At 61.9% G+C, this 25,929-nt stretch carries 22 protein-coding genes; 13 read left to right on the top strand and 9 right to left on the bottom strand.

The genetic code is table 11. The features are described 5' to 3' along the window. Positions 1 to 150 precede the first annotated feature (150 nt). The 9 genes from eat to AC1Q9F_RS20050 all read left to right on the top strand — a co-directional run bounded on the left by eat (position 151) and on the right by AC1Q9F_RS20050 (position 8,264). Positions 151 to 1,521, top strand: coding sequence for an ethanolamine permease (eat, locus tag AC1Q9F_RS20090; RefSeq protein WP_085608773.1), 1,371 nt, complete (start codon positions 151 to 153; stop codon positions 1,519 to 1,521). Between the two features lie 81 nt (positions 1,522 to 1,602). Then, positions 1,603 to 2,997: an ethanolamine ammonia-lyase subunit EutB gene (locus tag AC1Q9F_RS20085; protein ID WP_445434433.1), complete on the top strand. Its 1,395-nt coding sequence runs from the start codon at positions 1,603 to 1,605 to the stop codon at positions 2,995 to 2,997. Next, a complete protein-coding gene (gene eutC, locus AC1Q9F_RS20080; RefSeq protein ID WP_492620777.1) occupies positions 2,994 to 3,827 on the top strand; it encodes an ethanolamine ammonia-lyase subunit EutC in 834 nt (277 codons plus the stop codon). Before AC1Q9F_RS20085 ends, eutC begins: the two co-directional genes overlap by 4 nt. Before the next feature lie 118 nt (positions 3,828 to 3,945). Continuing rightward, positions 3,946 to 4,407 carry a GNAT family N-acetyltransferase gene (locus AC1Q9F_RS20075; protein WP_007958617.1) on the top strand — a complete coding sequence of 154 codons (462 nt, stop codon included), beginning with the start codon at positions 3,946 to 3,948 and terminating at the stop codon, positions 4,405 to 4,407. Between the two features lie 227 nt (positions 4,408 to 4,634). Then, positions 4,635 to 5,285: a DedA family protein gene (locus AC1Q9F_RS20070; protein WP_179693607.1), complete on the top strand. Its 651-nt coding sequence runs from the start codon at positions 4,635 to 4,637 to the stop codon at positions 5,283 to 5,285. Between the two features lie 4 nt (positions 5,286 to 5,289). Further along, entirely contained in the window at positions 5,290 to 6,102 is an 813-nt protein-coding gene (locus AC1Q9F_RS20065) for a M90 family metallopeptidase (RefSeq protein WP_492620778.1), read from the top strand. A gap of 114 nt (positions 6,103 to 6,216) precedes the next feature. Further along, positions 6,217 to 6,744, top strand: coding sequence for an inorganic diphosphatase (gene ppa, locus AC1Q9F_RS20060; protein ID WP_007933577.1), 528 nt, complete (start codon positions 6,217 to 6,219; stop codon positions 6,742 to 6,744). A 221-nt stretch (positions 6,745 to 6,965) separates the two neighbouring features. Next, positions 6,966 to 7,706, top strand: a complete 741-nt coding sequence (locus AC1Q9F_RS20055; protein ID WP_492620779.1) for a S24 family peptidase — start codon at positions 6,966 to 6,968, stop codon at positions 7,704 to 7,706. Positions 7,707 to 8,090: 384 nt separating this feature from the next. Next, the gene (locus AC1Q9F_RS20050) at positions 8,091 to 8,264 is read left to right on the top strand and encodes a hypothetical protein (protein WP_492620780.1); all 174 of its coding nucleotides are present in this window, start codon (positions 8,091 to 8,093) and stop codon (positions 8,262 to 8,264) included. A 101-nt stretch (positions 8,265 to 8,365) separates the two neighbouring features. On the opposite strand, the gene AC1Q9F_RS20045 is transcribed toward AC1Q9F_RS20050, so the two are convergent. Genes AC1Q9F_RS20045 through AC1Q9F_RS20020 form a run of 6 tightly spaced genes read right to left on the bottom strand, consistent with a single transcriptional unit; the run spans position 8,366 to position 18,539 of the window. Further along, positions 8,366 to 9,178: a YfaP family protein gene (locus tag AC1Q9F_RS20045; RefSeq protein ID WP_207984076.1), complete on the bottom strand. Its 813-nt coding sequence runs from the start codon at positions 9,176 to 9,178 to the stop codon at positions 8,366 to 8,368. A gap of 3 nt (positions 9,179 to 9,181) precedes the next feature. Continuing rightward, on the bottom strand, positions 9,182 to 10,801 hold the full coding sequence (locus tag AC1Q9F_RS20040) for a DUF2300 domain-containing protein (RefSeq protein WP_492620781.1): 1,620 nt from the start codon (positions 10,799 to 10,801) through the stop codon (positions 9,182 to 9,184). 1 nt (position 10,802) lies between these two features. Continuing rightward, on the bottom strand, positions 10,803 to 15,368 hold the full coding sequence (locus AC1Q9F_RS20035) for an alpha-2-macroglobulin family protein (protein ID WP_492620782.1): 4,566 nt from the start codon (positions 15,366 to 15,368) through the stop codon (positions 10,803 to 10,805). After that, positions 15,365 to 16,030, bottom strand: a complete 666-nt coding sequence (locus AC1Q9F_RS20030; protein WP_064382202.1) for a DUF1175 domain-containing protein — start codon at positions 16,028 to 16,030, stop codon at positions 15,365 to 15,367. The genes AC1Q9F_RS20035 and AC1Q9F_RS20030 overlap by 4 nt, the downstream gene beginning before the upstream one ends. After that, positions 16,000 to 17,712 (bottom strand): DUF2138 domain-containing protein, encoded by a 1,713-nt coding sequence (locus tag AC1Q9F_RS20025; protein ID WP_492620783.1) that lies wholly within the window; start codon positions 17,710 to 17,712, stop codon positions 16,000 to 16,002. Before AC1Q9F_RS20025 ends, AC1Q9F_RS20030 begins: the two co-directional genes overlap by 31 nt. Positions 17,713 to 17,747: 35 nt before the next feature. Continuing rightward, positions 17,748 to 18,539 (bottom strand): YfaP family protein, encoded by a 792-nt coding sequence (locus AC1Q9F_RS20020; protein ID WP_102686385.1) that lies wholly within the window; start codon positions 18,537 to 18,539, stop codon positions 17,748 to 17,750. A 365-nt stretch (positions 18,540 to 18,904) separates the two neighbouring features. Between AC1Q9F_RS20020 and AC1Q9F_RS20015 the strand changes: the two genes are divergently transcribed. The 4 genes from AC1Q9F_RS20015 (at position 18,905) to AC1Q9F_RS20000 (ending at position 24,069) form a co-directional block, all read left to right on the top strand. Continuing rightward, positions 18,905 to 19,147, top strand: coding sequence for an exodeoxyribonuclease VII small subunit (locus AC1Q9F_RS20015; protein WP_007894317.1), 243 nt, complete (start codon positions 18,905 to 18,907; stop codon positions 19,145 to 19,147). Beyond that, complete coding sequence (gene ispA, locus AC1Q9F_RS20010) at positions 19,144 to 20,031, top strand: (2E,6E)-farnesyl diphosphate synthase (RefSeq protein WP_064599720.1); 888 nt, start codon at positions 19,144 to 19,146, stop codon at positions 20,029 to 20,031. The genes AC1Q9F_RS20015 and ispA overlap by 4 nt, the downstream gene beginning before the upstream one ends. Positions 20,032 to 20,122: 91 nt before the next feature. Continuing rightward, positions 20,123 to 22,021 (top strand): 1-deoxy-D-xylulose-5-phosphate synthase, encoded by a 1,899-nt coding sequence (gene dxs, locus AC1Q9F_RS20005; protein ID WP_492620784.1) that lies wholly within the window; start codon positions 20,123 to 20,125, stop codon positions 22,019 to 22,021. 164 nt (positions 22,022 to 22,185) lie between these two features. Continuing rightward, positions 22,186 to 24,069 carry a TonB-dependent receptor domain-containing protein gene (locus AC1Q9F_RS20000; RefSeq protein WP_492620785.1) on the top strand — a complete coding sequence of 628 codons (1,884 nt, stop codon included), beginning with the start codon at positions 22,186 to 22,188 and terminating at the stop codon, positions 24,067 to 24,069. Here AC1Q9F_RS20000 and AC1Q9F_RS19995 read toward each other — a convergent pair. The 3 genes from AC1Q9F_RS19995 to ribA are packed head-to-tail and all read right to left on the bottom strand — an operon-like array spanning position 24,066 to position 25,899. Beyond that, positions 24,066 to 24,866: a cobalamin-binding protein gene (locus tag AC1Q9F_RS19995; protein ID WP_492620786.1), complete on the bottom strand. Its 801-nt coding sequence runs from the start codon at positions 24,864 to 24,866 to the stop codon at positions 24,066 to 24,068. The genes AC1Q9F_RS20000 and AC1Q9F_RS19995 overlap by 4 nt on opposite strands. Continuing rightward, positions 24,866 to 25,285 carry a hypothetical protein gene (locus AC1Q9F_RS19990; protein ID WP_064382213.1) on the bottom strand — a complete coding sequence of 140 codons (420 nt, stop codon included), beginning with the start codon at positions 25,283 to 25,285 and terminating at the stop codon, positions 24,866 to 24,868. The genes AC1Q9F_RS19995 and AC1Q9F_RS19990 overlap by 1 nt, the downstream gene beginning before the upstream one ends. After that, positions 25,282 to 25,899 (bottom strand): GTP cyclohydrolase II, encoded by a 618-nt coding sequence (gene ribA / locus AC1Q9F_RS19985; protein ID WP_007955551.1) that lies wholly within the window; start codon positions 25,897 to 25,899, stop codon positions 25,282 to 25,284. Before ribA ends, AC1Q9F_RS19990 begins: the two co-directional genes overlap by 4 nt. Positions 25,900 to 25,929: the final 30 nt, after the last annotated feature.

The following is a 25,929-nucleotide window of genomic DNA, read 5'->3' as shown; positions in this document are numbered from 1 at the left end:
ACCCCTGGCCTGGCCGCTCTGGCACGGGCCTTGCGTACCCGTCATTCAGGATTTGCGTGAACACTGCCGCTGCGTGAACAGCATCCACCCACTCAACCGCTGCACCCGAAAGTCCAACAGATCGAACAATAAAAAAGACAGAGAGGACTTATGACTTCCACCACACAGCTCAAACCCACACTCGGCACCCTGCACCTATGGGGCATTGCCGTCGGCCTGGTGATTTCCGGCGAATACTTCGGCTGGAGTTACGGCTGGGGCACGGCAGGAACCCTGGGCTTCCTGGTCACGGCCCTGATGGTCGCGACCATGTACACCTGCTTCATCTTCAGTTTCACCGAACTGACCACCGCCATTCCCCACGCGGGCGGGCCGTTTGCCTATAGCCGCCGGGCGTTCGGCGAGAAAGGCGGATTGATCGCCGGGATCGCCACACTGATCGAATTCGTGTTCGCCCCGCCGGCCATCGCCATGGCCATCGGCGCGTATCTGAATGTGCAATATCCGGGACTCGATCCGAAACTCGCGGCGGTCGGCGCGTATTTCGTGTTCATGACCCTGAACATCCTTGGCGTCAGCATCGCCGCGACCTTCGAGTTGGTGGTGACCGTGCTCGCCGTCGCCGAATTGCTGGTATTCATGGGCGTGGTTGCGCCGGGCTTCAGCTTCAGCAACTTCGTGCTGAACGGCTGGTCGGGTGCCAATGAATTCACGATGGGCTCGATTCCGGGCATTTTTGCGGCAATTCCCTTCGCGATCTGGTTCTTTCTCGCCATCGAGGGCGCGGCCATGGCGGCCGAGGAAGCCAAGGATCCGAAACGCACGATTCCACGGGCCTACGTCAGCGGCATCCTGACTTTGGTGTTCCTGGCCATCGGCGTGATGGTGATGGCCGGCGGCGTTGGCGACTGGCGCCAACTGTCGAACATCAACGACCCGCTGCCGCAGGCGATGAAAGCGGTGGTCGGCAACAACTCGACCTGGATGCACATGCTGGTGTGGATCGGCCTGTTCGGGCTGGTAGCGAGTTTCCACGGGATCATCCTCGGCTACTCGCGGCAGTTCTTCGCCCTGGCCCGGGCCGGATATCTGCCGAAAGGCCTGGCCAAACTCTCGCGCTTCCAGACCCCGCACCGGGCGATCCTGGCCGGCGGCGTGATCGGCATCGCTGCGATCTACAGCGACGGCCTGGTCAATCTGCAAGGCATGACCCTGACGGCGGCGATGATCACCATGTCGGTGTTCGGCGCCATCGTGATGTACATCATCAGCATGCTCAGCCTGTTCAAACTGCGCAAAACCGAGCCGAACCTGGAGCGCACCTTCCGCGCGCCGGGTTACCCGGTGGTGCCGGCCATCGCGCTGTTCCTGGCGGTGGTGTGCCTGGTGGCGATGGCCTGGTTCAACACGCTGATCGGCTGTGTGTTCCTCGGTTTCATGGCCGCCGGCTACCTGTACTTCCAGCTGACCGCCAAGCAACGCTCCGAAGCCCCGGCAGACGCTATGCTCGAAGGTATCTAAAAAGTTATCAGGGTTGCACCGGCACCGGGCCCACGGCTCGGTGCCTGCACTAAAAGCATTCACTCAGGAGGAACGCGCCCCATGGCCGCATTTGCCCATACCGTCGGCGCCCAGACCTACCGCTTCGACAGCCTCAAGGACGTGATGGCCAAGGCCAGCCCGGCACGTTCCGGGGACTTCCTGGCCGGTGTCGCCGCGCTCAACGACGGCGAGCGGGTGGCTGCTCAAATGGCGCTGGCCGACATCCCGCTCACGCATTTCCTGCAGGAAGCGCTGATTCCCTACGAAACCGATGAAGTCACCCGGCTGATCATCGACAGCCATGACAAGCAGGCCTTCGCGGTCGTCAGCCATCTTACGGTTGGCGGCTTCCGCGACTGGCTGTTGAGCGAAGCGGCCGATGAGTCCAGCCTGCGTGCCTTGGCCCCTGGCCTGACGCCGGAAATGGTCGCTGCCGTGTCGAAGATCATGCGCGTGCAGGATCTGGTGCTGGTAGCGCAGAAGATCCGTGTGGTCACCAAATTTCGCGGCACCTTGGGCCTGCGTGGACGGTTATCCACAAGGCTGCAACCCAATCACCCGACCGACGAACCGTCCGGCATCGCCGCAAGCATTCTCGACGGCCTGCTGTACGGCAACGGCGACGCGATGATCGGCATCAACCCGGCCACCGACAGCATCGCCTCGATCTGCGCGATGCTGGAAATGCTCGACGCGATCATCCAGCGCTACGACATTCCGACCCAGGCCTGCGTGCTGACCCACGTCACCACCTCTATAGAAGCGATCAACCGTGGCGTGCCGCTGGATCTGGTGTTCCAGTCGATTGCCGGCACCGAAGCGGCCAACGCCAGTTTCGGCATCAACCTGAACATCTTGCAGGAAGGTTATGAAGCGGGCCTGAGCCTCAATCGCGGCACGCTCGGGCAGAACCTGATGTATTTCGAAACCGGCCAGGGCAGTGCACTGTCGGCCAACGCCCACCACGGCGTCGATCAGCAAACCTGCGAGACAAGGGCCTACGCCGTGGCGCGCCATTTCAAGCCGTTTCTGGTGAACACCGTCGTAGGATTCATCGGCCCGGAATACCTCTACAACGGCAAACAGATCATCCGCGCCGGCCTCGAAGACCACTTCTGCGGCAAATTGCTTGGCGTGCCGATGGGCTGCGACATCTGCTACACCAACCACGCCGAGGCCGACCAGGACGACATGGACACCCTGCTGACCCTGCTCGGCGTGGCCGGGATCAATTTCATCATGGGAATCCCCGGCTCCGACGACATCATGCTCAACTACCAGACCACCTCGTTCCACGACGCGCTCTACGCGCGCCAGACCCTGGGCCTGAAACCGGCGCCGGAGTTCGAGCAGTGGCTGGCGAACATGGGCATCTTCACCCAGGCGGACGGCAAGGTCCGCTTCGGAAACAACCTGCCGCCGGCCTTCCGCCAGGCCTTGGCGCAACTGGGATGAGTCAGATGGAAAAAGCGCCCGTCGATCCACAAAACCCATGGCTGGAGCTACGTCGTCTGACCCCGGCGCGCATTGCCCTCGGCCGCACCGGCACCAGCCTGCCGACCAGCGCACAGCTGGATTTCCAGTTCGCCCACGCGCAGGCTCGGGACGCCGTGCATTTGCCGTTCGATCACGCCGGGCTCAGCGCCCAACTGACCGAGCGCCAGCGCGACAGTCTGCTGTTGCACAGCGCGGCGGCGGATCGCAACAGCTACCTGCAACGCCCGGATCTCGGGCGCAAATTGAGCGATCAATCGGCGCAAGCCCTGCGCGAATACGCCCAGGCGCATCCGGGCGGCGTGGATCTGGTGATTGTGGTGGCGGACGGTCTCTCGGCGCTGGCGGTGCATCGGCATACCCTTCCGTTTCTCACCCGTCTGGAAGAACAGATGAGCGCCGACGAATGGTCGACTGCGCCGGTAGTGCTGGTGGAACAGGGTCGAGTGGCGATTGGCGATGAAATCGGCCAGTTGCTGGGCGCCAAGATGGTTGTGATGCTGATTGGAGAGCGTCCCGGCCTCAGTTCGCCGGACAGCCTGGGGTTATATTTCACCTACAATCCAAAGGTCGGCCTCACGGATGCTTACCGCAATTGCATCTCCAATGTGCGGCTGGAAGGGCTCAGCTACGGCATGGCGGCGCATCGCTTGCTGTATCTGATGCGCGAAGCCTGCCGGCGACAGCTGTCGGGCGTCAATCTGAAGGACGAAGCGCAGGTTCAGACGCTGGAATCGGAAGCCGGTGCAGACATGAAGAGTAATTTCCTACTCGATCCGCCCCCAGCCTGAACCGTTTCCGCATTGCCTTTCTGCGCCGGTTTGAGGCAGGATCGACGCACGGCCGCCCAAGGTTTCCCGATGCCGTCAGCCCCACGTGAAGACAGCCACTTGAAGGACGAGACCTACCATGCGGATTATCCAAGCGACCCTTGAACACCTGGATTTGCTGACCCCGTTGTTCGTTAAGTACCGCGAGTTCTACGGCTCCCTGCCCTATCCGGACTCCTCCCGGGCCTTTCTCGAAAAGCGCCTGCGACGCAAGGAATCGGTGATCTACCTGGCGCTGGCCGATGACGACGACAAGAAGCTCATGGGCTTCTGCCAGCTCTACCCGAGCTTTTCCTCCCTGTCGCTCAAGCGCGTGTGGATCCTCAACGACATCTATGTCGCCGAAGACGCCCGCCGCCAACTAGTGGCCGACAACCTGATTCGCACTGCCAAGAAAATGGCCAAGGAAACCCAGGCCGTGCGCATGCGCGTTTCCACCAGTGCCGACAACGAAGTGGCGCAGAAAACCTACGAATCCATCGGGTTCAAGGAAGACACCGAGTTCAAGAACTACGTGCTGCCGATCAGCGACGAGCTCTGATCGCGGAGTGCCCTGCGGGGAGGGAGCAGACTCCCTCCCCAAAATGAATGCCAACCCGACATTTATTCACACCGACATCCCCCGCTACAAAACCAACACGCTTTTCACCCCTCAGCCCGTATAATCCCGATCTTTCCGGCTTGTAAGAAAAACTACACCCGCTTGTAGGCTTACACGAAGTCATCCGCACAGGCCTGCAGAGTCAGGCCATCACCACAGGTGCCCACATGGATTTCAACCCGATCGACCTCATCCTGCATCTCGACGTCTATCTCGACATGCTGGTGAACAACTATGGGACCTGGATCTACGCCATCCTGTTTCTGGTGATCTTCTGCGAAACCGGTCTGGTGGTGATGCCATTCCTGCCGGGTGACTCCTTGCTGTTTATCGCCGGCGCAGTGGCTGCGGGCGGCGGCATGGACCCGGTGTTGCTGGGCGGCCTGCTGATGTTGGCCGCTATCCTCGGCGACAGCACCAACTACGTGATCGGACGAACGGCGGGCGAGAAGCTGTTCAGTAACCCGAACTCGAAAATCTTCCGCCGCGATTACCTGCAACAGACCCACGATTTCTACGACAAGCACGGCGGTAAAACCGTGACCCTGGCGCGCTTCCTGCCGATCATCCGCACCTTTGCACCATTTGTTGCCGGTGTAGCGAAGATGCCTTACCCACGTTTCTTCGGTTTCAGCGTGTTCGGCACCGTCCTGTGGGTCGGCGGTCTGGTGACGCTCGGTTACTTCTTCGGCAACGTGCCGTTCATCAAGAAGAACCTGTCGCTGCTGGTGGTCGGCATCATCCTGCTGTCGCTGGTACCGATGATCATTGGCGTGGTTCGCAGCCGTTTCGGCGGCGCCAAAGCCCAATCGCACTGAACCGATGTGGTCGCTGAGCGCCTGGCGACGCCGGCGCATTCTGGCGAAGCACCCGATTGCCGACGATATGTGGCAGCGGGTGCGTCATCACCTGAGTTTTCTCGATGGCATCAGTGCCGCTGAAGACCAGTGGCTGCGCGAAGCCAGCGTGCTGTTCCTCGAAGACAAACACCTGACCGCCCTGCCCGGCGTCGAGCTGCACCAGGAACAACGCCTGCTGCTCGCCGCCCAGGCGCAACTGCCACTTTTGCATCTCGGCGATCTGAACTGGTATCAGGGTTTCCATGAAATCGTCCTCTACCCGGACGACTTCCTCAGCCCCCAGCGCCATCGCGATGCCAGTGGCGTCGAGCATGAGTGGGACGGCGAACACAGCGGCGAGGCGTGGCAGCAAGGGCCGATCATCCTCGCCTGGCCGGGGGTGATGGCCAGTGGTGGCTGGGAAGGCTACAACCTGGTGATCCACGAACTCGCGCACAAACTCGACATGCTCAACGGCGACGCCAACGGCCTGCCCCCGCTGCATGCCGACATGCGGGTCAGCGATTGGGCCGAGGTGATGCAGGCGGCGTACGACGACCTCAATCACCAGCTCGACCGCAATCCCGACGCCGAAACCGCCATCGACCCGTATGCCGCCGAGAACCCGGCCGAATTCTTCGCCGTCACCAGCGAGTACTTCTTCAGCGCCCCGGATCTGCTGCACGAGGCTTATCCACAGGTGTATGCGCAGCTGCAGCTTTTCTACCGCCAGGATCCGTTGGCGCGCCTGAAGCAACTTCAGGTCAGCGACCCGGTCTATCAGGCTCACGAGTAAAGGTCTGCACGACTTCCGGTACGTGGCGTCCACGGCAGAATATGCCTATAATCGCCGCCACTTTTTGGTCAATCCGGCCAAGTGTTTTTGGTCAACTAACGGGGGCAACGCCCAATGAGCTACAGCAAGATTCCGGCTGGCAAAGACCTGCCGAACGACATCTACGTCGCGATCGAGATCCCGGCCAACCACGCGCCGATCAAATACGAAATCGACAAAGACAGCGATTGCCTGTTCGTTGACCGTTTCATGGCCACCCCGATGTTCTACCCGGCCAACTACGGTTACATCCCGAACACCCTGGCTGACGACGGTGATCCCCTGGACGTGCTGGTCGTGACCCCTTACCCGGTTGCTCCAGGTTCGGTGATCCGTGCTCGTCCGGTCGGCATCCTGAACATGACCGACGACGGCGGCGGCGATGCCAAAGTCATCGCAGTCCCACACGACAAACTGTCCCAGCTGTATGTGGACGTGAAGGAATACACCGACCTGCCAGCCCTGCTGATCCAGCAGATCGAGCACTTCTTCGCGAACTACAAAGATCTCGAAAAAGGCAAATGGGTGAAAATCGAAGGCTGGGACGGCGCTGACGCTGCCCGCGCCGCGATCACCAAGTCGGTTGCTGCCTACAAAGGCTAAGCCTCGCGACCTGCGACACGCTTGAAGAAAACCCCGGTTGATCCGGGGTTTTTTGTGCCTGCCCGATAAGTGCTTAAACAGCTTGTTTATAGCGACCTACAGAAAAGTTTTACTGTGTGTAATTTCCCACAAGGACGTCTTACATCCCGTCGCAAAATTTGCCCTGATTTTGAACGCAAGGTTTATTCAAACCGCTCTAGGCCGGCCGTAGACTCGTGTTTATGAGAAAGAACACTAGCGGTCCAAGATTCAAGGCACTCCTGGAAGCTGCGAACATCACCACCACGGGATTCGCAAAGTTCTGGGGCACGGAAGCCCAAAACGTTCATAACTGGTACACCCGGGGCGTACCCGCGTACCGCATGGAAGAAGTCGCGCGCCTGCTGTCCGTCAACAGCCAATGGCTGAAAACCGGCGAAGGCCCGAAGGATGCCCCGCACCTGCATACAGACTCGGGCGAAACGTTCGATGCCCATGCCATTCACGGCGTCTACACGGTGCTCGAATCCCACGACATCGAACTGCCCCTCTACAAGGAAAGCCCGACCGCCCCCGGCTCCGGCAAGACCCACGTCATCAAGGACCCGGAACAGACCATCCGCCTGCCCCGCAGCCACCTCGAAACACTGGAAATCCGCCACACCGACGCCATCTGTACCCACATGATCGGCAACAGCATGGCCGAGAAAATCGAAGACGGCTCCACCCTCGCCATCGACCGCGGCCTCACCCAGGTGGTGGACGGCGAAATCTACGCCATCGAACACGACGGCATGCTGCGCATCAAATACCTGCACCGCATGCCCGGCAACGCCCTGCGCCTGCGCAGCCACAACAGCGCCGAATACCCGGACGAGATCTTCCGGGCCGCGCAAATTGAGGAGCAGCGGATTCATGTGTTGGGGTGGGTGTTCTGGTGGTCGACGCTGGGTAAACGGCGGCCGGTGGTGCCGTTTCTCTAAGCCAGCTTCTGTCGTGAGGGGCAACCGGCCCGGATAGTCGTGACAAATACGGGATTTTTTCCTGGATAGAACGCTCTATCCCGCACTTCGCACTGGGAATCCCCAACAAAACTCAGTATCCTGCGCCCCACATTCGCGCATCGACCCGCCAAGCGGCCCAGATGACGCCTGACGCGGCAGACCACTGTCTGACCAAGTCCCACAGCCGGACGCAAGATCCGGATGTACGTTTTGAAGGCTGGCGCGGTTTACCAAAAATAAACCAAGCCAGTCCCCGAGAAGCCGGCCACAAGCCGGCTTTTTAATGCCTGAAAGAAAACCAAATCTACCGTCCCAATATCTTCCTTGTTACCGTAAAGGCAAAACTCATTACGGTGCTCCATCATGGACTCCCCAAAAATCCATAATGATGACGGTCAAAAGCCGCAACTCTCTGATCGGGATGAGTTACTGGTCAAAGCCCAGTTACGTTGCGAGGAGGATGTGTCGCTTATCGCCGCAGCCGACGAACGTCTCGTCGCTCCTCAGCGAGTCAAAGTAAGCCTGGATGACTTGTAACGTTGAATCCCGTCGAGCCCTAGTTTCGCGAGAGTTGATCCAGTAATCGGCAACAGGCTGCTGCCCAACTCAATCGTGCAACAGCTCGTTGCACAATCACCTCACGGATAACTAAACGACTTCACCAACGTCAACTCCCCCACCGCCCGCATCGGCACGATGAAAGTCTCCATCTTCTCGCTAGGCGTCCCCTCTTCCGTAATCACCGTAACCTGCGCCGTGGTCAATGGCTGCACCGCCTCCTCCCCACCCTCATCATCCCCGCGATAACCACCGCCGAAGTAGTTCACATACACCAGATACTGCCCCTTGATCGGCGCCGGCATGGCGAAGATTTCCGGGCCGTAACCGGTGGTCACGTCGACGTCCAAAGCTGCGCCGTTGGGCGCGACGCGGTCTCCGTACCAGATGTGCGCGCCGTCGGGTGTGATCAGGTGCAGATCGAGGTCGGTGCCATCGCTGTCCCACGCCAGCAACACCCGCAGTTTCGCCGGAGTAGCGCCGCCGCTGGTGTTGAGGAACTGCGTGCGGTGCCGTTGCTGGCCGTCCGGGCTGCGGACTTCGACGCTGTTGCTGCCGTTGGGAAACGAGAACGGGCGATCAAAGCGGCCGCTGTCGTCGATTTTCAGCGGCATGCTGACGCCGTTGACGATCAGGCGGCCGGGCTCTTTGTTTTTCGGTGTGGCTTTGATTTCGCCGCTGATGCGGGCGGTGTTGGCCTGGCCAAGCGGGGTGTTCACCGAGGAGGCCGGGTAGTTGACGGTCTGGCGGAAACTTTCGCCCTCGCCTTCGGGCGCGCCGCTGCGCCAGCCGCCGACCGGGGTGTCGAGTTTGACGCTGTCGGCGGCCATCGCCATTGGCAATGCATTAAGCGCGCAGAGCAACATCAAGACCTGTGGATAACGGAGTGTCATGGTCTATTCCAGCAAAAGGTGACGGGCGAGCCCTTCGATATAGGTTTCATCCTGGCCGTTGGGGTGTGCTTCAAAGGCCAGGTGCAGGTATTCGTGAGTCAGGTCGAGGCGGTCCTGCAAGGACAGCACTCCGCGCACGTAGATGCGCTGGCGTTCGCGGTCGACGAAGGGGCGGCCAAAGGCGAGCTTGCAGACGGCGAAAGTGCTGACTTCGTTGTAGCCGGTTTCGCTTTCCAGCCTGGGACGCCAGCCGCGCCGCTGCTTTTGCAGCCAGTCCTGAGCAGCGGGCAGTGCTTCGCAGGACGCCACCGGGTTGTCCCAACGGCTGAGGCTGGCGCGGGGATAGGCGTGCAGCAGAATCGCGTCGTATCGCTGGCCGGCATTGGCTTGCTCGACGGCTTGTTGCCAGGCGAGTTTGTCGGGGCCGGGTTGATCGGAGTGATAGGTGACGGTGCTGCCGGCCAACACCAGGTCCGCCGTCCATGCGGCGATGCTGCGGGATTCGGCGGAGGCCGGACGCGGGGCGACGCGCTGGCGAGTGCTGCTGTCGTCGATGCTCAAACATTCGCCATTGCGCGTGGCGTTTTGCAGCAAATACGTGCGGATCGCCACGGCCAACGCTTTGGCGGCTTCGGCCGGTTCGGGTTTGGCTTCACGCTCCAGCACACGGGCGACGTACTCTTCGCGATCCAGCCGGGCGACCAGTTTGTCGTTGAGCAGAAACAGTTCGCCGTCGCTGTGGATATCCAGCGCATTACCGTTGGCGAACTCCACGCGGTAATCGCCCTGCAACGGGCCGGAGCCCGCAACGCGCTCACCCGACAGAACCTGCGAAACTGGATAACGCGTGAACAGCCCGACCTCAACGCAGCGCCCCGCTTCCGCCGGCCACGATGCGGGCAACACCGTCGCCAACGCCGAACCGTAATGCCGCAAAACCATCTGACTGGTGCCACGGCCACCGGCCCAGATCGGCGAGCCGTCCGCGGTCCAGCCGGCGAATCCGCCCTGACGTGATTGCGGGTCCTGATCGCCGAGCCAGCTCCAGGTTTTCACCCGCAAGCGCCCGCCGAGCTCACCGACGACATTGCCGTCCGCCACGTTCAGCACCACGTCGAGCAGCACACGGCGCATCTGATCCTGAGCCGGCAGCAAAGCCAAAACCCTCAGCAAGTCAGCCACGGGAACCCGAGTAGCCGGTTGCATCGATGGCAAATCCAGCAACCACGACGGCGCCTGTCGCGCCTGCCAATAGGATCTCCAATCGCCAGCGGTTATGCCCAAGCGCGCCGGCTCGAAATACAGCCCGCAGGATTTCACCAGCGCCTGATCACGCTCAACCTTCCCGCCCGCCGTGCAGCAGTAAACTTCTTCCTTCGACTGCCCGCGACATTCATAAGCCGGTTCCCGCGCGCCGGTATCCACCAGCCACGCGTAAACGAACACCTTCCACAGACTGCCTAGCGGCGTATGCAGAGACGAAGGCAGCGGCTCGCGAGCGGTCAGTTGCGTGGTGTTCAGCGACAGCAACTCGCCTTTGTACGCCACGCGCAACGGTTCATCCTGCGCCGTCGCCAGCGCAGGAATCACACACATCAGCAGCCACACCAGCGGCCGGGTCATGTCAGTTGACCGTGACCTGACCAAGGGCCGCTTTCGCTTCGCGGGCCTGATGTTGCGGCGCGTAGACCTGAGTGAAACGCACCGGCGGCAGGTTGAACTGGCCCTTCTGCGAGAAGCGCACCAGATGCCGTAGACGCAATTCACCGCTCAACGCATCCACCGGCACCGCGTAGGCCAGTTGACCCGGTTCGAACCGTGCTTTTTCCAGCGCAGTCGGTTCGGTGCCGTCCTTGCCCTGCAACTTGATGCCCCACGTGGTGCGCTCGACATCGGCGCCCGGCGGCAGCGGCACTTCGAGCATGCCGTAGCGCAGCGGTTTCGGTGCCTTGCTGGTGAGGATCACTTCGTCCAGATACAGGCTGTCGCTCGACAACGGCTTGGTGCCGACCGGCTCCAGTTTGAAGGTGAACGCTTCATCACCCGGCACCAGACGCGACAGACGACGAGTGATGGTCACCGCCATCGGATCGACCGCCGGTTTCTGGGTCTGGAAGCTCAGCGCCGCACGCAACGGACGCTCCTGAGTGCCCGATACCGACAACACGCTCGGCACTGGCGCAGCACCCTGCCACGTCCAGTACATCTCGCCGGTCGCGCCGTATTTTTTCTTCCAGCCTTCGCCCGGTGCCAGCGCGATGGTCGGTGATGCCTGGGCGATGCTGCGTTGCAGCCAGGTCAGCGCCAGCGCACGTTCAAGGGTCGATTGCTGTGGCAACAGGCGTTGCAACAACGCTGTCGCGCGAGCCTGATCGAACGGTTGCAGCGACAGGTTCAGCGCTTCGGCAAACGGCTGCGAGCTGACGGACAAGCGCTGTTGCGCAGCGCCCATCTGACGATTGAATGCATCCGGCAGAGCAATTTTCGACTGGGTCGCCAGCGATGCGGTCAAGACCCGCGCCGCCGCCAGACCCAGCGCCGAATCCGGATCGCCCATCACAAGACTGTCTTCGCCGTCGTCCATCAGGTTTTCGGCATTGCCTTCCCCGGCCTTCGCCAGATCGTCCATCAAACCGCTGAGCAGCGTGTTGACCGGCAGATGCATCTGCTTGGCGAACGACAGGATCAGCGCCCGTTGCAGCAACGGCGTGTTCGGCGCCTGCTTGGCGTAAACCTCCAGCACCCGCTGCCAGTGCTCCGGCGGCAGGGTCAGATCCAGCACCTGGCTGGCGTTCCAGTCGGCGTAGTAGGCGTAAGCGGTGAGGAACGCATCCGGTTCACCGTCGAAGCCCCACCAGGTGAAGCTCGCCGACGGCCCGGCCATTTGCACCAGGCGCAGACGGCTGTTCTGCATGATCAGGCGCAAGCGGTCGCGGATCTGCGGGCTCGACGCCAGCGACGGATAAGCGATGCTCAGCGGCAGCAAGCGACTGGCGGTCTGCTCGACGCCGCCGTACGGATAGCTGAGCAGATCGTCGAGGGCCGAACGGAACAGCGCTTGCGGGCTGTCATCCAGACGCAGGCGAATGTCGGTGGCATCTGCCGGCAGGCTCAACGGCGTGTCGCCGCTGGCCACGTCGAGGCTCTGGGTCTGTGTCACTTGCCAGCCTTCGCCGGTGGCGGTCAGGCGCACAGCCAAGGCATCGGCGGTTTTGCCGTCCTGCACCAGCTCGGCGGTCCATTCGCCGGTGGTCAATGCGAAGGCCGGTAGCGGCAGGTAGTTGATGCCGTTATTGAGCGTCACCGGCAGGCGCTGTTCGGCGCCGGCGTAGTGCGTCACCAGCTCAGCCTTGACCGGTTTTTCGGCCTGACTGAAGGCGAATACGCCAAGTTGCGGCTGATCGCCCTTGCGGAATTTGCTCGGGCCGCTCCACTTCAGGTACAGCGGTTTTTCCGAGCGCACGAACTGCTTCTTCTGCCCGACCTGACCATCATCGGCAATCGCCCGCGCAGTAATGCGCCAGCGAGTCAGCGAGTCCGGCATCTTGAAGGTGAAGCGGGTCTTGCCGTCGGCATCGGTCAACAATTCCGGCTGCCACGCAGCGGTGTCGACGTCTTCGCGACGCGGCCGCTCCAGCACTTTCACCCCGCGTTCGCTGCGGTTGGCCTTGCCCGGCGCGCCGGGGCTGCCCGGCAATGCCACGTCGTAGCTGATGAACGACAGGCTGGCGCTGGTACGCACGTTGTTGCGGCGCGGGTGGTAGAAGAACTGGTCGATGGTCGGCGCAACTTCCGGTTGCAGCGCGTAGACCATTTCATCGACCACGCTGACCGTCAGGTGCGCCGGCACAGCCTTGCCAGCGAACTGGGTGGTCAGGTCGACCGTCACGGTATCGCCCGGTTGATAGGTCTCTTTGTCAGTCTTGATCGCCACGTCGATCTGCGGCGCAACAACCTTGATCCCGGCGTTCTGGAAGCTGTACTGACCGCCCTTGGTGTACAGCACAGAGAACGTCAGGTTCGGCGCGAAGTTGTCCTTCACCGGGATGCGTGCGCGGTATTGGGTTTCGCTGAGTTTTTCCAGTTTCAGCCAGTCGCCGCCCGTGGCCAGCAGCGCGGTGGCTTCGACCTTGTCACGCTCCAGCGACAGCAATGCATCGCTCACCGGCTCCGGGAATGTGATCAGCGCCAGCGCTTCATCGCCAGCCTTGTACTCGGGTTTGTCGAGGACGATTTCCACGGTGCCCGGCACAGCCTTCACGCCGTCGCCGGTGACCGAATGACCGGTCGCACCAATCACTCGACCGTGCTGATCGTTCAGCGACAGGTTGTAGGTGCCCGGGCGCTCGAAAGCCACGCTGAAGCCTTTGTCTTTCGCCGCCAGTTTGCCTTCGCCGGTGGTCTGGTCTTCGAGTCGAACCCAGCTGTAGCTACTCGGCACAACGGCCTGCGCCTGTTCGCTGCCACCCTCATTGGCGTAGCTGAACGCGACCTTGTCACCCACCGCGCTGAAGCGCTGCGGCGCGGTCAGGCGGAAGCTGGCGGCGCCACGGTCGATGAGGATTTCCTTGGTGGTCTTGACCCGATACGCCGCGCCATCGCTGGCAAACACGGTGAGCATGTAGCGGCTCGGTTTGTCGGCGGCCGGCAGGTCGAGGGTCGCGTTGCCCTTGCTGTCGGTGGTCAGTTCGGTGCTGGTCAGTTCCACCGGGAATTGCCCGAGGTATTGCAGCTCGTTGTCGACCATCGACAGTTGCTGGGCGCGCAGGCTCAGGGTCAGTTTGGCGTTCGCCACCGGTTTGCCGTCCGGATAGAGCAGCACCAGGCTGCCCTTCACCGGTTCGCCGGTGCGGTAATCCTGCTTGGCCAGATTCAGCGAGATTTCGAAGTGCGGCTTGATGTACTCCGCCACCCGGAAGGCACTGCTGTAGGCCTGATCCTTGTAGTTGAAACGCAGCTCGTAACCACCCGCCACCGCGTTGTCCGGCAACTGGAAACGGCCGTGGGTGCCGGCCTTCGAATCTAGTTTCAGGTCAAGGCGCTGCAACTCGGTGCCGGTGGCATCGAGCACGCTGACATTGACGTCCGCAGCCCCCGGCAATACCGAGTCCCGCGCGTTCTTGAATTCGCGGCCGACGATTTTCAGCGACACCCAATCGCCCGGGCGATACAGCGGCCGGTCGGTGAAGGCGTAGAGTTTGGTGTCGTAGATTTCGCTGTCGTAATAAAAGTTTTCCGAGACGAACACCCCGCCCTCTTCGTCCTCGCCGATCACGAACGAACGCTCCGGGCTGACGTGTTTCAGACGCAGCAAACCATCGGTGTCGGTGGCGCCGCTGCTCATCACGCCGAGGCCGTCGGTCCACAGCACATTGACCTTAGGGACCGAGCTGCCTTCGTGTTTGCGCGCGGCCCATACCAGCAATTCGTCACCGGCAATCTTGCTCACCGCGACGGTGTTGGAAACGAAGACCATGGTGGTCGCGCGGTACTTGCCGATCAGCGCTTCGACCAGGTACAGGCCCGGTTTCAGATTGCCCAACGGGATGTAGACGTTACCCGGCGCAACACTGACGAACTCGCTGGAAGACCCGGCCAGATTGACGCCGGTCGGCGGCTGGATCGGCTTGGCCTGCCACAGCGGATAGCGGAACTGGCTGACCACCGGCAGGCCCGGAATCAGGGCGAACTGCGGTTGCGCGTCGTACGGCGTCGGCGCGGCGATGGCGTTGCCCATCTTCAGTTCCGGCACTTCTTCGGTGACTTGCTGGCGCGACTCGTAGGAGAACGCACGCTGCATCACCCGACGGGATTTGCGGTACCAGTTGTCCCACAGGTACGCGAGGGTGTTCGACAGGCCTTCACCCTTGAACTGACCGTCGCTGACCACGCGGTGCAGGTTCTTCTGGCGCTTGAGGAAGTCCAGCGGCTTGTCGATTTTGTACACGCGGATGTCGGCGCCGCCGTACGGTTCCATGCGGAAACGACGGTAGTCGCGGCCCGGTGCTTCGAGGCGCACCACCGCCTGTTCGTCGGCGGCGAAACTGCTGTCGGCCAGCAGGAAAAAGCTCTCACCGGAGACCGGCGTGTAGCCACTTGGCTCCACGGTGTCTTCGGCATTCACGGCCGAAAACGGCAGGGCTAACAGCAACAGAAAAGGCAGTAAGCGCAACATGCGGGCACCGGTCATTGGGAGAGAAAGTTCAGTCGATAGACGCCGATGAAGTTGGGGTTGGCTGCGTCGGGTATCCATCGTGTGTCCTTCCATGTCATGAGTTGCTGCAGGCTTGCCGAACGCATGCCGTTGTCGGTTGGGGTGGTCGTGCCGGTGTGATAGGCGATGTAGCGGCCCATCCAGATCATCAGGTGCTGGTCGTCGCCCTGATCGAAAAACATCAGATCGCCGGGCCGTGCCTGGGACACGTCGCGGCCGATCAGATGGCTGTTGAACTGAATCAGTTTGATCGCGTTGACGTAGGGCCCGACCTTGCCGCCGCCCTGCTGCCATTGCTGGGCGAGCTTGCGCTGATCGGCGCTCAGGTCCAGCTCCGGCGGCAGGTAGCGGTTGGACACGCCATTGCTGCGCAGCCATTTGTCGTCATGGACTTTCAGCGCTTCGTTGGCGGCGAAACGCACCAGCCCCGCGCAGTCCTGCTGATACCAGCGTGGGCTCGGGCCTTTGCTCAACTGCTCCTGAGCGATGCGCACGAACCAGGCGCGAAACACCTGGGACTGCTGCGGATCGAGGGCCGGCGCCTCAACGGCTCGGGCGCCAGCACTGAGCAACAGCGCCAGAAGGCCAAGGCTGCGAATCAGTCCGGTCACAGCGCTTTCCACTCCAGCGGCAGCCATTGCCAGTGACCATCAGGCTCGCTGCCTTCAGGCAAAGTCAGGGCGTATTTGCCCATGCCGCCGAGGGTGCGCAGTTTCGGGATCAGGTAGGTTTGCGCGGCGTTGTAGAACACCGGCTCCATGTCCTGCGGCAGGCTGTCGAGGGTTTCCTGCTGGATCAGTTGCGCCATCGAATCCGGGCCGAAGTAGATCGGCATCAGCACGTCTTTCGGCAGCACATCGGCCATCGGCGGGAAGCGCTTGTCGAGGGTGCCGAGGGCCTTGTCGACCAATTTGTCATCGAGGGAAAACAGCAGCGTCGAACCGTGGCGCGCCAGGCTGACTTTCATGAAAGCACGGCCGGTGATCGCGTCCGGGTTCTCAGCATCCTTGGCCGCGTACGGACCGAAGTTGGAACTGACCTGACGCTGCCAGAGGTGGCTCTGGCCTTCCTGTTTCTCGACCACCGGGAACGCGTGTTCGTCGACCTTGCCTTCATAGGCGCCGACCATCGAATCGAACAGCGTGCCGATATCCGCGTCGAGTTTGCCGTTGTCTTCGTCGTTGAGACTGGCCACCAGCAACGGCGTGTACAGCCGCGAATCGGCGTACCAGCACAGGCCCGCCGCGCCGGCTACGTGCTCGGTGAGTTTCTGCGCCACGGCTTCTTCGGCGCCGAGTTTCACCAGCAGCGGTTTCTGCGGTTCGGCAGCCACCGGCAAGGTCACGCAGGCGCTGGCGCCCAGCGGCATGGCTTGCCAGACCGGTTTGAAATCGAAGTCCGGCTGATTCTCCAGCTCGTCCATGGCGAGATAGCTGTGCCAGCCCTTGTCGTCCATGTCGAAACGCAGGCCAGCGAAGTTCGGGATGAAGCGCTGGTAACCCATGGCCAGGACGCTTGAGTTGACCGACAGGCGCTGTTTGGTTTCAGGTGTTTTGGCCGTGAGCCCGAATGCTTCGGGGAACAGTTTTTCGCCGTTGAGCAGCGCCGCCAGCGCTTGCGGCGAGACGTGGCCAGACTCCTCGGAAGCACCACTTTCCGGATCGTAGAATTTGGTCGGGTTGGACAGCACCACCAGTTTGTCGCCACGGGAGGCAAACAACAGGGATTTGCCGGCGTTGTAGGTCAGTTGATAGAGCGGCACTTCATCGCCACCGACTTTCAGGGTGCTGAACACGCTCAGTTGCGAATCATCCAGCGCGACTTTCGCCAGCGGCTCCAGCACTTTGGCCAGCCCGCCGCGATCCATCACCAGCAGGAAATCCTTCAAGCGACCGTCGGCGCCACGCCACAACGCCACGTCTGCCGGTTGATCGAAGAGCTGCTCGATCAGGCTGTCCTGCAACTTCAGGTCATGCTCGTAGATGATCCGCCGCAGACTACCGATCAGCCCGAGGCGGTCGGCGTGGGTTTCGTAATAGAAGACGAAATCCTCGGTCAGCGTGGCCTTGAGGAACGGCACCGTCAGCAGGTCCTTGGGCAACTGGCTCAGGGAGCGGGTTTCCAGCAGCGCGTCCGGGCGGCTCAAACCAAGTTTGTCACTGGCGAGTTCCGCCGGCGGCGCCTTTGGTTTGTGCAGCAGCCAGCCGAGCCCGCCCGCCACCCCGGCCACCAGGCACAGCCCGACCGCCAGCAACGGCCAGCGCCGGGAAGGTTTGCCCGCAGGTGTTACGGCGGCCGGTGTAGCAGTGTTATCGCTCATCTTTCCAGAACCCGAGTTCATCCGTGGCGGGATGCTTAATAGTTGAAAGTCTTGACCAGCAGCAGATCACCGATGGCCCGCAGGGGCACGATGAACGTTTCGCGTTTTTCGTCGACGGTGTTTTCGTTGAGCACCAGCGTGATTTGCGAGGTGATGACCTCGTTCTGGTTGCTGGTCTCCTCGAAGTTATAGCCGCCGTTGCCGAAGTTGCCCCAATAGTTGACGTAAACCAGATAGGTGCCGTGCAGCGGCGCAGTCATGGTGAACATTTCCGGGCCGGGGCCATCGACACCATCCGGATCGAGGCCGCCGCCGTTGCTCATCGCCGGACGCGCCCAGAAGGCGTGCTGGCCGTCAGGCGTAATGACGTGCAGGTCGAGTTCGGCTTTAGGGTCGTCCCAACCGAGCACCACGCGGATCCGCGCCGGCGTGCGCAAATTGTTGGCTTCGTAGAATTGAACGCGCTTGAGCGACTGGCCGTCGGCGCTGATCACCTCGACGCTGTTGGAACCGGCGCCGAACGCGTACGGCCGCGCGAAACGACCCTGGTCGTCGGTGTACAGATTCAGTGGATTGCCATTCACCGCCAGACTGTGCGGCGGACGCAGATGCCCGATGGCCTTGAGCTGGCCCTCGATCATTGTGCGATTGCGCTGGATGCCGCGATCGATGGGCGGCGTGGGATAGGCGACTTGCGGGTTTTCCGTGCGATCGAGCAGACCGTGATAGCGCCAGCCGCCCACCGGCTCCGACAGCTCCGCGCTCGGCGCCGCCAGCAGCGCGGGCACGCAGGCCAACCCGATCAGCAGCAAAAGAAGTGAACGCATGTGATGCCTCCTGCCATGCCTGAACGAAACCTTGCACCCGATCCTCGGCGCTTCACAGTGGGCGATACTGCGTTTCGTCTGAAAGACCCGTGACTGCCGGGTCGTAGAAGGCGCGAAGGTTAGCGATTCGGCAGTTTTTTAACAATCGGATACATCTTTAAATGCGGTGGGAATCACGCACATTTACGAGGCGTGAGCCGAATAGCGGACTTATTCGGCTCACAAAAATGAGCCGAATAACTTTCGGACCAGCCAGGACCAATATCGACACCATGATGAAACGGCCACAACACCCCGCTCATTTGCCCATACCCCCCCTATCTGCTAGTGTCGCGCCGGTTTAACGTCAACCGGAATTAGCCGCCATGGCCCGCAAAAAAGCTGCACTGGATTTCGAACAGTCCCTCGCCGACCTGCAAACGCTGGTGGAGCGTCTGGAGAACGGTGAATTGTCGCTGGAAGACTCGCTGACCGCTTTCGAACAGGGCATCGGCCTGACCCGCGACTGCCAGGCGGCGCTGGCCCAGGCCGAGCAGAAGGTCCAGGTGTTGCTGGAGCGCGATGGCGAACTCGCCGAGGAACCCTTCGACGCGGATCAGCCAGAATGATTGCAGCGTATTCGGCCACCAGCCAGGCGCGCGTTAACGCGGCACTGGAAACCCTGTTCAACGCCCCGCTGCCAGAACTGGCGCGTCTCTATGAAGCCATGCGCTACAGCGTGATGAACGGCGGCAAACGCGTGCGTCCGCTGCTGGCCTACGCGGCGTGCGAAGCCCTTGGCGGCAAGGCTGAACAGGCCAACGGCGCGGCGTGTGCGGTTGAGCTGATCCACGCGTATTCGCTGGTGCACGACGATTTGCCGGCGATGGACGACGACGATCTGCGTCGCGGCCAGCCGACCACTCACAAGAAATTCGACGAAGCTTGCGCGATCCTCGCCGGTGACGGCTTGCAGAGCCTGGCATTCAGCGCCCTGCTCGACCCGCGTCTGAGCGACCTGAGCGCGGACATCCGCCTGCAACAGGTCACGGCGCTGGCGCACGCGGCGGGCCCGGCCGGCATGGTCGGCGGTCAGGCCATCGACCTCGGCTCGGTCGGCCTCAAGCTCGATCAGAAAGCGCTGGAACAGATGCACCGGCACAAGACCGGCGCGCTGATCGAAGTCAGCGTCAAGCTCGGCGCGCTGGCCAGCGGCCGTGCCGAGAAGGATGAACTCAAGTCCCTGCAGACTTATGCACAGGCCATCGGTCTGGCGTTCCAGGTGCAGGACGACATCCTCGACGTGGAAAGCGATACCGAAACCCTCGGCAAACGCCAGGGCGCCGACATTGCCCGTGACAAGCCGACCTACCCGGCCCTGCTCGGTCTGGACGCCGCCAAGGCCTATGCGCTGGAACTGCGCGACCAGGCCCTGCACGCACTGCGACCGTTTGACGCGGCTGCCGAGCCGTTGCGCGATCTGGCCCGGTATATCGTCGATCGGCGTAACTGAAGGCTAATCAGCCAAAAAAGACCAACGCGTGGGCAGGGGGCGATGCATCAGGTAAACTGCCGCATCTTTTATACCTATAACGATTCGCCTGATGCCCACGACGTTTCATGAGATTCCCCGCAAGCGCCCGACCACGCCCCTGCTCGACCGCGCGAACACGCCGGACGGCCTGCGCCGGTTAGGCGAAGCCGAGCTGGAAACCCTGGCTGATGAGTTGCGCCTGGAATTGCTCTACACGGTCGGCCAGACCGGTGGGCATTTCGGTGCCGGCCTGGGCGTCATCGAGCTGACCATCGCGTTGCATTACGTCTTCGACACCCCGGACGACCGGCTGGTGTGGGACGTCGGTCATCAGGCCTATCCGCACAAGATCCTCACCGGTCGTCGCGAGCGCATGGAATCCTTGCGCCAGAAGGACGGCATCGCCGCCTTCCCGCGCCGCTCCGAGAGCGAGTACGACACCTTCGGCGTCGGCCACTCCAGCACCTCGATCAGTGCCGCGCTGGGCATGGCCATCGCCGCCCGCCTGCAGAACAGTGATCGCAAGGCGATTGCGGTGATCGGCGACGGCGCTCTGACCGCCGGCATGGCGTTCGAGGCGCTGAACCACGCGCCGGAAGTCGACGCCAACATGCTGGTGATCCTCAACGACAACGACATGTCGATCTCGCGCAACGTCGGCGGGCTGTCGAACTATCTGGCGAAGATCCTTTCCAGCCGCACTTACGCGAGCATGCGTGAAGGCAGCAAGAAAGTGCTGTCGCGCCTGCCCGGCGCCTGGGAAATTGCCCGTCGTACCGAAGAATACGCAAAAGGCATGCTGGTTCCCGGCACCCTGTTCGAAGAACTGGGCTGGAACTACATCGGCCCGATCGACGGCCACGACCTGCCGACCCTGATCGCCACCCTGCGCAACATGCGCGATCTGAAAGGCCCGCAGTTCCTGCACATCGTCACCAAGAAAGGCAAAGGCTTCGCACCGGCGGAAGTCGACCCGATCGGTTACCACGCCATCACCAAGCTCGAACCGCTGGACGCCCCGGCCGCTGCGCCGAAAAAGGCCGGCGGGCCGAAGTATTCCGGCGTGTTCGGTGAATGGCTGTGCGACATGGCCGCTGCCGACCCGCGTCTGGTGGGCATCACCCCGGCGATGAAGGAAGGCTCGGACCTGGTGGCGTTCAGCGAACGTTTCCCGCTGCGCTACTTCGACGTGGCGATTGCCGAGCAACACGCCGTGACCCTCGCCGCCGGCATGGCCTGCGAAGGCGCAAAACCGGTGGTGGCGATCTACTCGACATTCCTGCAACGCGGTTACGACCAGTTGGTGCATGACGTCGCGGTGCAGAACCTCGACGTGCTGTTCGCCATCGACCGCGCCGGTCTGGTGGGCGAAGACGGCCCGACCCACGCCGGCAGTTTCGACCTGTCGTTCCTGCGCTGCATCCCTGGCATGGTCATCATGACCCCGAGCGATGAAAACGAACTGCGCAAGATGCTCACCACCGGCCACCTGTACAACGGCCCGGCGGCGGTGCGTTACCCGCGCGGCACCGGCCCGAACGCGACCATCGAGAAAGACCTCGAACCGATCGAGATCGGCAAAGGTGTGGTGCGTCGTCAGGGCAGCAAGGTCGCCCTGCTGGTGTTCGGCGTGCAAATGGCCGAAGCCCTGAAAGTCGCCGAGACGCTGGACGCGACCGTGGTCGACATGCGTTTCGTCAAACCGATGGACGAAGCGCTGGTGCGCGAGATCGCCAACAGCCACGAGCTGCTGGTGACCATCGAAGAGAACGCGATCATGGGCGGCGCCGGTGGCGCGGTCAGCGAGTTTCTCGCCCGCGAAAATATCCTCAAGTCGGTGCTGCACCTGGGCTTGCCGGACGTTTACGTCGAGCACGCCAAGCCGGCGCAGATGCTGGCCGAGTGTGGGCTCGATGAGGCCGGGATCGAAGCGGCGGTGCGTGAGCGCCTGGAACTGCTTAACCGCTAAACGCCAGACCTGTGAATAACCCTGTGGGAGCGAGCTTGCTCGCGAAGACGGACAGTCAGTCGACTCATTCTTGACTGACACACCGCATTCGCGAGCAAGCTCGCTCCCACAGTGGTTTGTGCAGCTTCCAAAATTCAATTCGCTTTGTGTACCAACGGACTCCGATGAACCTCTCGCGCCTCGCCCTGCCCCTCCTGCTGCTGCCCTCCGCCAATGCCCTCGCCGACAATTTCGAACGCGATCAGGCCCTGAAGCTGCCGGACGTGCTGATCAGCGCCAACCGCCAGGTCGAAGCGCGCAACGACAGCAGCGCCGCCAACACCGTGTTCACCCGTGAAGACATCGAGCGCCTGCAACCGCGCAACGTCACCGATCTGCTACAACGGGTACCGGGCGTACAAGTCGTACAAACCGGCGGACGCGGCAGCCTGCCGGGAATCTACATTCGCGGCACGCAGTCGGCGCAAAGCCTGGTGCTGGTCGACGGCCAGCGCATCGGCAACTCCACATCCGGTGACAGCAACCTGCAACACCTCAACATCGAACAGATCGAGCGCGTGGAAGTGCTGCGCGGTTCGCGTTCGGTGATTTACGGCAGCGATGCAATTGGCGGGGTGATTCAGATCTTCACCCGGCGCGGCGGCGAACAAGGCTTGCAGCCGCGGATGCATGTCGGGTTCGGCAGCAATCAGACTTGGGAACGCAGTATCGGCCTCTCCGGCGGAGACGAGAAAACCCGCTTCAACCTCGGCGCCAGCCTCGATGAAACCGCCGGCCTCGACCGCACCCACGAGTCGTATCCCAGCGACAGCGACCACGACGCCTACCGCAACAAATCCATCAGCCTGAGCCTCAGCCATGCGCTGACCGATGACATCGAAGTTGGCGCCAATCTGCTGGATAACCGTGGCAAAAGCGAATTCGACAACCCGTTCGGGCGCTTTGACCCGGTGACCTTTGACTCCGTTCAGCAGCAGCCCTACAGCGATTTCACCGTCAGCAGTTTCAGCAGCTACATCGACGCGCGGATAAACGAGCGCTGGAAGTCGCGCCTGGAACTCGGCCACAGCGAAAACCGTGAGAAGTCCTTCGACAAGCTCAGCGACGAGCGCTCGGTATTCAATACCTACCGTGACTCGGTGACCTGGCAGAATGACCTGACCCTCGATGCACGCAACAGCCTGATCCTTGGCGGCGACTGGTACGAAGACCGGATCAACAGCAGTACCGCGTTCGACGAAGACAGCCGCTGGAACCGCGCGGCGTTTATCCAGCATCGTTATCAGGCCGACAGTTTCTCCACCGAACTCGGCCTGCGTCGTGACGACAACCAGCAATTCGGCGGCCAGAACAGCTGGAGCGGCACACTGACCTTGCCGGTCAATCCGGACAACGATCTGCTGCTCAGCTACAGCGAAGGTTTCCGAGCGCCGACCTTCAACGATCTGTATTACCCGGACTTCAGCAACCCCGACCTGAAACCGGAAACCTCGAAAAGCTACGAGCTGCAATGGCGCAGCCAGTTGAGCGACAGCACTCGCCTCGAAGCCTCGCTGTACCGGACCGATCTGGAAGACGCGATCATCTTCGGCAGCAACTCACGCCCGGAAAACGTCGCCTCGGCGCGAATCAACGGCTTCGAAGCAGCGCTGAAACAGGAACTGTTCGGCTGGCAGAGCAACCTCGGCGTGGCGATCATCGATCCCCGCGACCGCGACACCGGCCACACTCTGGCACGTCGTGCCCGTCGCACCTTGAGCTGGGATCTGGATCGACAGTTCGATCGCCTTGGCCTCGGCGCCAGTTGGCAGGCCGTCAGCAGCAGTTATGACGACCTGAACAATCAGCAACCATTGGGCGGTTATGCACTGCTCGGACTGCGCAGCAGCTGGGCGCTGAACCGTGAGATCAAGCTGGATTTCAAGGTCGATAACCTGCTGGACAAGGGTTACAGCCGGGCGCTGTACAGCCATGACGGCAGTCAGTATGGCTATCGCGAGGAAGGTCGAGCGTTCATGTTCGGCGTGACCTGGACGCCGCAGCTCTAACGATCTGGCGCAATCAGTTGGCAGAGCTTGGCCGTCGCCTCGATCATCTGCCCGCTCGGGCGCTCCAGACCTTTATCGGTGACCAGCAGCAATTGCCCGTGCTTGACTGCTGTGACCTGCGGCCAGGCGTTCCACGCATCCAGTTGCGACTGATCGCCGGCCAGAATCACTTCGGGATCACGCTGTAAAACCGCTTCGATGCTCACCTGCGGGGCCGGCAGGCTCAGGTCGCCGAACACGTTGCGCGCGCCGCACACTTCAAGCGCATCGCTGATGATCTGCCCGCCGCCGATGGTGTACAGCGGCTTGTCCCAGACTTGATAGAACACCCGCAGCGGCGTTTCCCGTCGGTAGCGCTGGCGCAGCTCATCGAGGTTTTGTCGCAACTCGCTGGCCCGCTCGATCCCACGCTCAGGACGACCGAGCTGTGTCGCGATGGCCTCGATCTGCGCGGTCAACTGTTCGAGACTGTGGGGCTCGGCAACGAACGTCGGGATGTTCAAACGCTTGAGCTGATCACGCTGAGCCGGGCCGACACTGCCGGGCCACAACAGCAACAAGTCAGGCTTGAGGCTGAGCAGCCGTTCCATGTCGAGCTGACCGTAACGACCCACCGAAGGCACGTCCTTGATCGCGGATGGCCGCTCACCGGCATCCAGCACGCCGACCAGCAGGTCGGCCGAATCCAGTTCAACCACGATTTCAGACAGGGATGGCGCGAGGCTGACCACCCGCAGGGCAGCCAGCGTTTCACCGCTGACGGCCAGCAGCAGAACCGCCAGCCAGAGACGCCGCATCAAGCGAGTTGACGCGGGATACGATAGAGGTAGAACAGCACGGCCGTGGACAGCGCCAGCAACATCAACGGCACCGCTTCAAGGCCGACGAACACCGCCAGCGCACCAATCCATGCCGGCAGTGCCGCGACCACGAATGCACTGCGAAGGCATGCCGCCAGGGCAATCCAGGCAGCGGGTTCTTCAGGGGTATCGAGGGCTTTTTGCGTGGCGATCAGCGCATGTTTGTAGCGCCCGAAAAACTTCAGGCTGACAAACATCGAGGCCACGCCAGCGATAAAGAAAGGCATCGCCAGCACCGGCAGAATGGCCTCGCCCTGGCCGAACACAGCGTTGATCACGAACAGCGGCACCAGTGCCAGCGCCAGGTATTTCCACCAGGCGATCGACAGACGGCGCCGCACTTGCCCGCGGGTCACGCCCGGTCTACCTCGCCCTGATGCTCGTTGCCCATCATGTGGTCGAGCTTGCTGGCCTTGGTCGCCAGATAGAGTTTGTTGTGCGGGTTGTGGCCGGTGTGCAGCGGCACGCGCTCGGCGACGACGATGCCCATGTCGGTCAAGGCTTTGACCTTGCGCGGGTTGTTGGTCATCAGGCGCAGGGATTTGACGCCCAGATGCTCGAGCATCGGCAGGCACATGGCGTAGTCACGCTGGTCGGCGGCAAAACCCAGACGCTCGTTGGCCTCAACGGTGTCGGCGCCGCCGTCCTGCAATTCGTAGGCACGGATCTTGTTCAAAAGACCGATGCCGCGTCCTTCCTGACGCAGGTACAGCAACACGCCACGACCCTCGCGAGCGATGGCTTTGAGGGCGCCCTCAAGTTGCGAACCGCAGTCGCAACGCTGGCTGAACAAGGCATCGCCGGTCAGGCATTCGGAGTGCAGACGGCCGAGTACCGGGGCACCGTCGGCAATCTCACCCAGGCTCAGCACGACGTGCTCGCGGCCGGTGGCTTCATCGAGAAAACCGTGCATGGTGAATTGCGCAAAAGGCGTTGGCAGCTTGGAAGCGGCGACAAAAACGACAGGCACCGGTGTGCTCCTGATCTGAAAAGTCTGAAG

The sequence above is a fragment of the Pseudomonas sp. GW823-FHT04A03 genome (assembly GCF_058796615.1).
The sequence above is the reverse complement of the archived record's forward strand: the minus strand, read 5'-3'. Positions and strand labels throughout refer to the sequence as shown.